We start from the raw sequence: 7,632 nt of genomic DNA, 5'->3' as shown, positions 1-7,632 counted from the left end.
TGAGTAACGCCGCGGGCGATATGGCGTCGTCGTCGGTTCGGAATGATGTCCAGCGGATAAGCGTGGTTCGCCGGGTGGCGGGCATCAGCTTGTTGACCTGTGATGTCGAGCGCCAGCTGACGGCAAGGTCCTTGTATCGGTGACCGACGAGGGGAGAATAGGATCGTGAGCGACATAACTGCCTCAGATCGTCGTACACATGAAAGATCCACAAATGTGCCCTGGTTTGGTTTTCTCGCCGTTGGAGCAGCTTTTGCCCTGTTCGCGCTGGCCATTCCGCAGTTCGATCTGACCACGGTATGGTCGATCGCCGTGCTTCTCGGGATCGTCCTGCTCCTCGGTGCGGTGAGTGAGTTGCTGGCGGCGGCGGCGACGGCCCGGGACTGGCGCTGGTCCCATGCGCTGCTCGCGGTGCTGTTCGTGGCCGGCGGGGTGGTGGCGCTGGTCTGGCCGGATCCCACGGTCAAGGCAGTGGGCCGGATCGCGGCCTGGTTCTTTTTGATCAAGGGTCTCTACGACGTCGTCAACTCGTTCGTCGCCCGACGGACTGAGCAGCAGGCCGCGGCCGGGCAGTACGCCACCGCGGCGGAGGGCCGCCCCACCCCGGCCCAGTGGTGGATGCCGCTGATCGTCGGTGCGTTGGAGATCGGGGCGGCGTTCTGGGTGGTGGGTTCCCAGCGGGTCTCGTTGCCGCTGCTGGCCCTGTGGGTGGGCCTCACGGCCCTGGCGATCGGGCTGACCAAGATTGCCATGGGGTTCCGGCTGCGGGGCGTTTCCCGACCGCCCGCCTCGCTGGAGGGCCTGGCGATTCCCGGCTTCGGCGCCGGCGCGGTGGAAGGCAGGCGGCTGGAGGAGGGGCGCGTCCAACGACCCGTGTCCGGGAACCGTTGACGATCCCGGGTGGTCCCCGGATCCCGGCCCCGGTTTCTTCCCGGCCCATCGGCTTCCGCCACCGCGGTCGGTCTGACCCTGACGCCCCACCGCCCCACCGCCCCGACGCGCGTCAGGGCGGTGGGGCGGTGGGGCGTCAGGGTTGTGCTCCGCGGGAGGCTCTTCGCCGCCTCGGCGCGCGTCGGCATAGCCTCGGCGGCGTGATCCGTGAGTCGCTGCCCGTCCCGTCGTGGGTGATCCGCTTGCATGCGCGTGCGCTCGCGCGGTTGACCGGCGCGCCCGAGGCGCGGCGCAGCGTCCGGTTCTTCGCCGACCAGGGCCGGGTCGTCGCGGTCCTCGTCGGGCTGTCCGTTCTCGGTTCGGCCGCCGTCGCCGTCGGGCCGTTCGTCCTGCGCCATCTCATCGACACGTCGTTGCCCACCGGCCAGGTGCGTGACCTCGTCGTCCCCGTTCTGCTGCTGTGCGCGGTGCTGGTGTTCGAGTCGAGCGTGCTTTCGGTGCGCATGGCGCTCATCGCTCGGCTCGGCGGCGTTGTCTCCGTGCGGATCCGTCAGACGGTGAACGCTCACCTGCAGCGCCTGCCCTTCGCCTTCTTTCCCCGCAGCCAGCAGGGGGAGGTGATGACGGTGATGTCCACCGACGTCCTGAACGCCCAGAACGCGATTTCCGCCACCGTGCAGGCGGTGGTCTGCCGGATCGCGGACATCGTCGTCGGCTCGATCGTCGTCTTCGTGCTGGACTGGCGTCTGAGCCTGGCGGTGATGGTCTTCGCGCCGGCCACGCTGCTGATCGTCCGCTCGGGCCGGCGGCGGCTCGCCGCGCTGTCCATCCGCCAGCGGGAGCTCGACGGTCTGCTCATGGTCCAGGTCGCCGACACCTCGTCGGTCTCCGGGGCGCTGCACGTGCGGCTGTTCGACCGGGTCGACTACGAGCAGACCCGCTTCGACGCGGCGGGCGCCGAGCTGCTCGCCGCCGCCGAGGATCAGGCCCGGCTGATGTCGCGGGTCCGGTTCCTGGTCAACCTCGGGATTATCGCGACGATGACGGCGGTGCTGGCGCTGGGGGCCTGGCTGGTCTCCAGCGGTCGCATCACGCTCGGGACGGTCGCAGCCCTGGGCGGCGCGTTGCTGGTGGCCTTCGGACCACTGTCGTCCGCTGTCAACCTGCGTGCGGAGCTCGCGGGTGCGGGCGCGTCCTTCCGGCGGATCTTCTCCCTGCTTGACGTCCCGCAGGACGAGGTACGCCTGAGGTTCGAAGGGGCCCGGGCCCCCGCGCTGACCGTCCCCCGCGCACCGCGGTCCGGGACGGAACCGGTGCCGGCCGCCGCTCGCTGGGGAGTCGATGCCGGCCGGGGACTCGATCTGACGTTCGACGACGTATGGTTCTCTTACGATCTTGCCACGGCCGAGGACCGGCCGGACGGCGACTGGCCGGACGACGACCCGACGTGGAACCTGCGCGGGGTGACCCTGAAAGTCGCCGCGGGGACGACGACGGCGATCGTCGGGGCCAGCGGGGCCGGCAAGACGACCATCACCTATCTGGCCAGCGGCATGCACCGGCCGCGGCGCGGCGGCATCCGTCTCGGCGGGGNTCCCCTCGACGACATCCCGCCGGATAGTCTGCACACGATGATCGGCGTCGTCCCTCAGGACCCGCATCTGTTCCATGACACGATCGCGGCGAACCTCCGTTACGGCCGGTTGGACGCAACCGACGACGAGCTGCGTGCCNNCNNGGCNGCCGCCAGCCTCTCCGCCCTGCTCGACCGGCTGCCCGAGGGCCTGGCGACCCGGGTCGGCGCCCGGGGCTACCGGTTGTCCGGTGGTGAGCGGCAGCGGTTGGCCATCGCCCGGGTCCTGCTGCAGTCACCACGGGTGCTGGTGCTGGACGAGGCGACCTCGGCGCTGGACACCGTCTCCGAGGCCGCCGTGCGCACCGCCCTGGACCGGCTCGCGGTGGGGCGGACGTGCCTGGTGATCGCGCACCGGCTGTCCACGGTGATTGACGCCGACCGCATCTACGTGATGGACCACGGCCAGATCGTCGAGGACGGCACGCACAGCGAGCTGCNCGCCGNNGGNGGCNCCTNCGCCCGCCTCTACCGGCCCACCGTCGTCTGATCGGGTGGGGGCTGTCGGTGGTGGTGCCGTCGCGAGCTGGCCGGCGGGAGGCCGTTACCCGCGTCGGCAGCCTTCCCGGTGCGCCCGGACCGCCCGTAGCACGCCCCGGGCGAGCAGGAACAGCACGAACAGCATCCCGCCGGCCGGCAGCGCGACCAGCAGCGCGGAGACGACCTCCGCGAATGCGGTGACCAGCTTCCCGTCACGGGTCGCCCGGCCCGCCAGCCCGAGATAGTCCCACATGGCCCGGGTCGTCCGGGTAAGCACGAACGGAACCGAGACCATGAGCACGACCAGGTTCACCAGGATCAGCGGCGCCGCGAGCAGCGCCCAGGCGGTCACCACGATCCGGGCCGGCCGGGTCAGCCCGTCCGGTCGGCTTCGGATGTCCGGCGGGGTCAGCCCGTCCGGTCGGCTCCGTCCTGCTGATCGGGCAGGCCGCCCGCGCGGGACGCGGTTGCGCCGCCGTGGCAGCGTCGCGCGTAGCGCCGGCCCCATCCGGTTGAACAGGTCCGGTACCCCGGCCAGGTCGCTGACGATGTAGTAGCCGTCGAGCCGGACGAAGGGCGCAAGCTGGCGCATGGCATCCAGGTGGACAAGGACGACGGCGGTCACCAGCACACCGGCGTGGGTGAGCGCGAGAGCCCCGGCGNGCAGCAGAACGAACAGTCCGTTGAAATAGATGCCGCCGAGGTCGGTGCGCAGCCGGCCGAGCCGGCTCAGCCGGTAGGAGTCGGTGACGTCGGTGAAGAAGGCCGGCCACACCAGGTACATGCCGAAACCGATGACTCCCGGGCGGGCACCGCCGTAGTGGCAGGCCGCGGCGTGCCCGCATTCGTGGAACAGTGCGCCGGCGAGGGCCAGGCCGACCACCACCAGGATCAGCGCCGGGGTCGCGAGCACCTCCGCCGCGCTGTCTCGGACGCTGTGCCGGCCGAACGTCCACACGTCGGTGACCACCAGCAGGGCCAGCAGCAGGGCCACGGCCGCTGGCCGGAACAGCATCGCGAACACCCGGCTGACCCGGTGCACGGCCGGCGCGGGTAGCAGGGTGTGCCGGGCTGCGAGTGTGAACAGCGCCTTCGCCCGTGGTGCCGGGGTGACGCCGTTCTCGCTGGCGATCAGGCCGAGTGGCATGAGCCGATCCGCTACGAGGTACGCGACGTCGGCGCCACTCATCCGGCGGGCGCAGACCACCGTGACCCGGTCGGCAATCGCGGCGACGTCGCGGGCGCCGTCCGCCGCTTCGAGGATGTGCGCGAGCAGTTCGGTGAGTGCGACGACCTGACCGTCGGCGCGGCGGGCCAGGAAGACGGGTCGGGCCAGGCCCGACCCGGTGAACTCGCCGAGTAGCGCCAGGCCGTCGGCCCGGCTCGGTCTGGCGGGTACCTCGGTCGGCCCGGGAACGCCCGTCGGATCGGTGACGCCGGTGACGCCGGTGATATCGGTGACGCCGGTGATATCGGTGAGGTCGGGCGTCCGGTCCGGTTTGGAAGGCACCGGCGGCATCGTTGTCGGCCGGGTGGACGACCGGGTGGACTCGGTCATCTGCGTCCCATCCTCATTGTCATGAACTGGCGGGAAGCCGGCCGCCGGTCCGTCGACCGGCGGCCGGCCGGGTGACCACCCCGGAGGAATCCGGCGGTGTATCTGTCGGTCGTAGCGGTAAAGCGGTAAAGCGGTAAAGCGGTCGGTGTTATTTCTGTATGATGATGTTGATGCTCGGTACCAGTGTGATGAGAATGGGCAGGAATCCACCGGCGACCTGCGGCTCCGCATGAGCGTCGATCTGTGCCATTTTCGACCAGGGGGAGCCGACCGGAAAGAAGGTTGGGTCAAACTCCTTCCGACCGATCTCGACCGCGGCGAGAGTCGTCCGTTCGGGTAGTAGTTCCGCCCATTCCAAGAACAGTTCTCCATTCAGCTCGCCGGCGCAGTTGCCCGTGATATCGTTCATCCTTGTTTCCCACCGATCTGAGTTGCCTCGGATATTCGGGCGGTGGGAACGCTAGCCACCGCTCAACCTGGTGGCCAGCACCTGCACAAGGTGTGTCACGGTCGTGCCAGCGTCGGTCGAAACTTCGGCTGGCCTTCTCGGATCGGCCTGACCGAGGCGAGGGCATGCCTTCCGGCCGGCCGAAGGATAGTCGGCCGGCCGGTGGCCGCGGGTGCACGGTGCCCTTGGCGACCTCGGGAGAACGTGGTCGGGTGCGGTTACCCGGCCGGGGAGACCGGCGTGAGGAGCAGAATCGTTCCGGAGTTCACCACTGCTCGATGCGGTTCCAGCTGTTGGCGATGGTCTTGACGAACGCTCCGTCGCTGTAGGCGGTCTGCGGCTCCGGATGATTATCGATTTGGGCATTGTTGCTGCCCGGCGAGCCGACCGGGTAGAAGGTGGGGTCGAACTCGGTGCGGTTTATCTCGATCGCCGCCAGGGTCATGCGCTCGGGCAGCAGCTCCGCGTGTTCTTGCGCCAGCTCGACGACGTCTGTCTCCCTGCGGTCCCTCATCTTCTGGCTCCCCTGTGTGTCGCTCGGTACCCGTCATGACGCAGGATGTGGGCACCGGCCGGTGGCGAGGAATCGGCCGGCGCGGGGCGGGGTCAGAACTCACCGGAGGGCGCGGATTCCGCGGCATCCGGTGGTACTACCGAACTGTAGGAGCCGCGGTTACCCTCCGCAACACGGATCTTGTCCTCGGTCGATCTGACCGGTCCAGGCCCACTCGGCGGGTGGTCGGATCATCATCCGCGCCCGGGCGCGAGCCTGGCGTGGGGAAGGCCGATTCTCTACGGATGATTCACCATGGCATTTTTCCCGATGGCGATAGATGGGAAATCAAAAATGGTAGACAATATTGAACTATGGTGAATTTTGTCAAAAAATATAAAATAATACTGACGTGTCGAACAATGCCGATCCACTTGTTGATGGATGTTCTCTTCCTCGGGGCTATCTTCGGCGGTGGATATCCGGATGCGGTCCGTTCAAACGACAGCAATTTTTCGCGTGGATGGTAGCGTCGTCGGTGTCCGAGGTCCCGCGTGAACGACGAAGGGTGGACAGGCGATGGCCGCGGCACCGATAGTTCCGCTGCATATACGGCGAGCGCAGTTCGATCCGATCGAGGAACTCGTCCGGATCCGGGACACCGACGGCGTCTGCCGCGTTGTCACCGTGTTCGGGATACCCGCGTATCTGGTCAGCCGGTACGAGGACGTCCGCGAGATACTCGCGGATCCGGGCAGGTTCAGCAACGTCAATCAGTGGGTCGTAGGTCCTGGCGGTCCCGTCCTGAGTGATGAGGAAATCGCCGAACTGCGGGCGGGGCAGATGCTCGCGTTCGATCCGCCAGATCACACCCGGCTGCGCCGGATGCTCACCCCGGAGTTCACCGTGCGCCGGATGCGCGGGTTGGAGCCGCGGATCCGGGACATCGTCGACGCGGCGCTCGACGAGGTGGAACGGGCCGGCCGGCCTGCCGATCTGGTCGCGACCTTCGCGCTTCCGGTGCCGTCGCTGGTGATCTGCGAGTTGCTGGGGGTGCCGTATTCCGNCCGCGCGGAGTTCCAGCAGCGCACCCGCCGGCAGATCGACGCCTCGTTGCCGATCGAGCAGCGGCTGGCCCTGCAGCGCGAGGCCCGTGCGTACATGGCCGGGCTGGTCACGCGGGCGCAGGCCGCCCCGGGCGAGGACCTGCTGGGCATGCTGGTGCGCGAGCACGGCGACGAACTGAGCACCGCCGAGCTGGTCGGCATCGCCTCGCTGCTGCTGGTCGCCGGGCACGAGACGACGTCGAACATGCTTGCCCTCGGCACCCTGGCGCTGCTGCGCCATCCCGACCAGCTCGCCATGGTCCGCGACGATCCGGCCCAGGTCGAGCCCGCCGTCGAGGAACTGCTGCGGTGGCTGTCCATCGTGCCCTCCGGTGTGCCCCGCACGACGACGACCGAGGTGGAGATCGCCGGTCACCGCATCCCGGCGGGCGAACAACTGCTCCTGGCGCTACCCGCGGCCAACCGAGACCCGGCTCTCGTCGGGGATCCGGACCGGCTCGACATCACCCGTGGCGCTCCCGGCCACGTCGCTTTCGGCCACGGCGTGCACCACTGCCTGGGAGCGCCGCTGGCCCGGATGGAGATGCGCATCGCGTTCCCCGCGCTGCTGCGACGCTTCCCCGATCTCGCGCTGGCCGTGCCCTACGAACAGGTCGCGTTCCGTGCCCATCATGTCGTACACGGGCTGCACGCACTCCCGGTCACCTGGTGAGACCCGGTCCCTGGTGGAAGAGGGCGGAACAGGAGGGTGTCGCATGAAGATTGTCGCTGATCGCGCCGTCTGTGTCGGCGCTGGGATGTGCGTGATGACCGCGCCGGAGGTCTTCGATCAGGGTGACGACGGCCTCGTCGTCACCCTGATCGAAGAGGTCGCCGCCGGTCGGCTGGACGCTGTGCGCCGATCGGTCGCGCTGTGTCCGTCGAAGGCGCTGCGCGTGCTGGACGACTGACGAACGGGTCGGCCGCCCGGCGGGCGTCACGCGGTGCAGTTGCTGGTGAAGCCATCCGTGGGCGGCGTGGATCCCGGGGGCGTGGACATGGCACCTCCGATGCGTCGCGACC

General features: G+C 69.0%; 8 protein-coding genes. 4 read left to right on the top strand and 4 right to left on the bottom strand.

Going from position 1 to position 7,632, the window contains the following annotated elements; translation table 11 throughout:
• Positions 1 to 199: hypothetical protein (locus tag CED_RS25030; RefSeq protein WP_235186899.1), on the bottom strand; the 199-nt coding region annotated here is incomplete at its 3' end.
• Positions 200 to 216: 17 nt separating this feature from the next.
• Here CED_RS25030 and CED_RS05535 point away from each other — a divergent pair.
• The gene (locus tag CED_RS05535; RefSeq protein ID WP_235186898.1) at positions 217 to 891 is read left to right on the top strand and encodes a DUF308 domain-containing protein; all 675 of its coding nucleotides are present in this window, start codon (positions 217 to 219) and stop codon (positions 889 to 891) included.
• A gap of 233 nt (positions 892 to 1,124) precedes the next feature.
• Positions 1,125 to 3,014, top strand: a complete 1,890-nt coding sequence (locus tag CED_RS05530; RefSeq protein ID WP_235186911.1) for an ABC transporter ATP-binding protein — start codon at positions 1,125 to 1,127, stop codon at positions 3,012 to 3,014.
• Between the two features lie 54 nt (positions 3,015 to 3,068).
• Here CED_RS05530 and CED_RS05525 read toward each other — a convergent pair whose 3' ends face one another.
• The 3 genes from CED_RS05525 to CED_RS05515 form a co-directional block, all read right to left on the bottom strand.
• Positions 3,069 to 4,562: a hypothetical protein gene (locus tag CED_RS05525; RefSeq protein ID WP_035908951.1), complete on the bottom strand. Its 1,494-nt coding sequence runs from the start codon at positions 4,560 to 4,562 to the stop codon at positions 3,069 to 3,071.
• Between the two features lie 148 nt (positions 4,563 to 4,710).
• Positions 4,711 to 4,971: a hypothetical protein gene (locus CED_RS05520; RefSeq protein WP_011436036.1), complete on the bottom strand. Its 261-nt coding sequence runs from the start codon at positions 4,969 to 4,971 to the stop codon at positions 4,711 to 4,713.
• Positions 4,972 to 5,275: 304 nt separating this feature from the next.
• A complete protein-coding gene (locus tag CED_RS05515; RefSeq protein ID WP_011436037.1) occupies positions 5,276 to 5,524 on the bottom strand; it encodes a hypothetical protein in 249 nt (82 codons plus the stop codon).
• A gap of 558 nt (positions 5,525 to 6,082) precedes the next feature.
• Here CED_RS05515 and CED_RS05510 point away from each other — a divergent pair.
• Both CED_RS05510 and CED_RS05505 read left to right on the top strand, forming a co-directional pair.
• Positions 6,083 to 7,282, top strand: a complete 1,200-nt coding sequence (locus CED_RS05510; RefSeq protein ID WP_035730327.1) for a cytochrome P450 — start codon at positions 6,083 to 6,085, stop codon at positions 7,280 to 7,282.
• 43 nt (positions 7,283 to 7,325) lie between these two features.
• Positions 7,326 to 7,520: a ferredoxin gene (locus CED_RS05505; RefSeq protein WP_023840904.1), complete on the top strand. Its 195-nt coding sequence runs from the start codon at positions 7,326 to 7,328 to the stop codon at positions 7,518 to 7,520.
• Positions 7,521 to 7,632: the final 112 nt, after the last annotated feature.

Origin of the sequence: Frankia sp. CeD (assembly GCF_000732115.1) — a bacterium.
GTDB lineage: Bacteria > Actinomycetota > Actinomycetes > Frankiales > Frankiaceae > Frankia > Frankia casuarinae.
This window is presented reverse-complemented; position numbering and strand designations above follow the sequence as displayed.

Excerpts from the sequence above, each read along its gene's own strand:
- CED_RS05520 (WP_011436036.1), bottom strand. The coding sequence starts at position 4,971 with ATGAACGATATCACGGGCAACTGCGCCGGCGAGCTGAATGGAGAACTG.
- CED_RS05515 (WP_011436037.1), bottom strand. The coding sequence starts at position 5,524 with ATGAGGGACCGCAGGGAGACAGACGTCGTCGAGCTGGCGCAAGAACAC.
- CED_RS05505 (WP_023840904.1), top strand. The coding sequence starts at position 7,326 with ATGAAGATTGTCGCTGATCGCGCCGTCTGTGTCGGCGCTGGGATGTGC.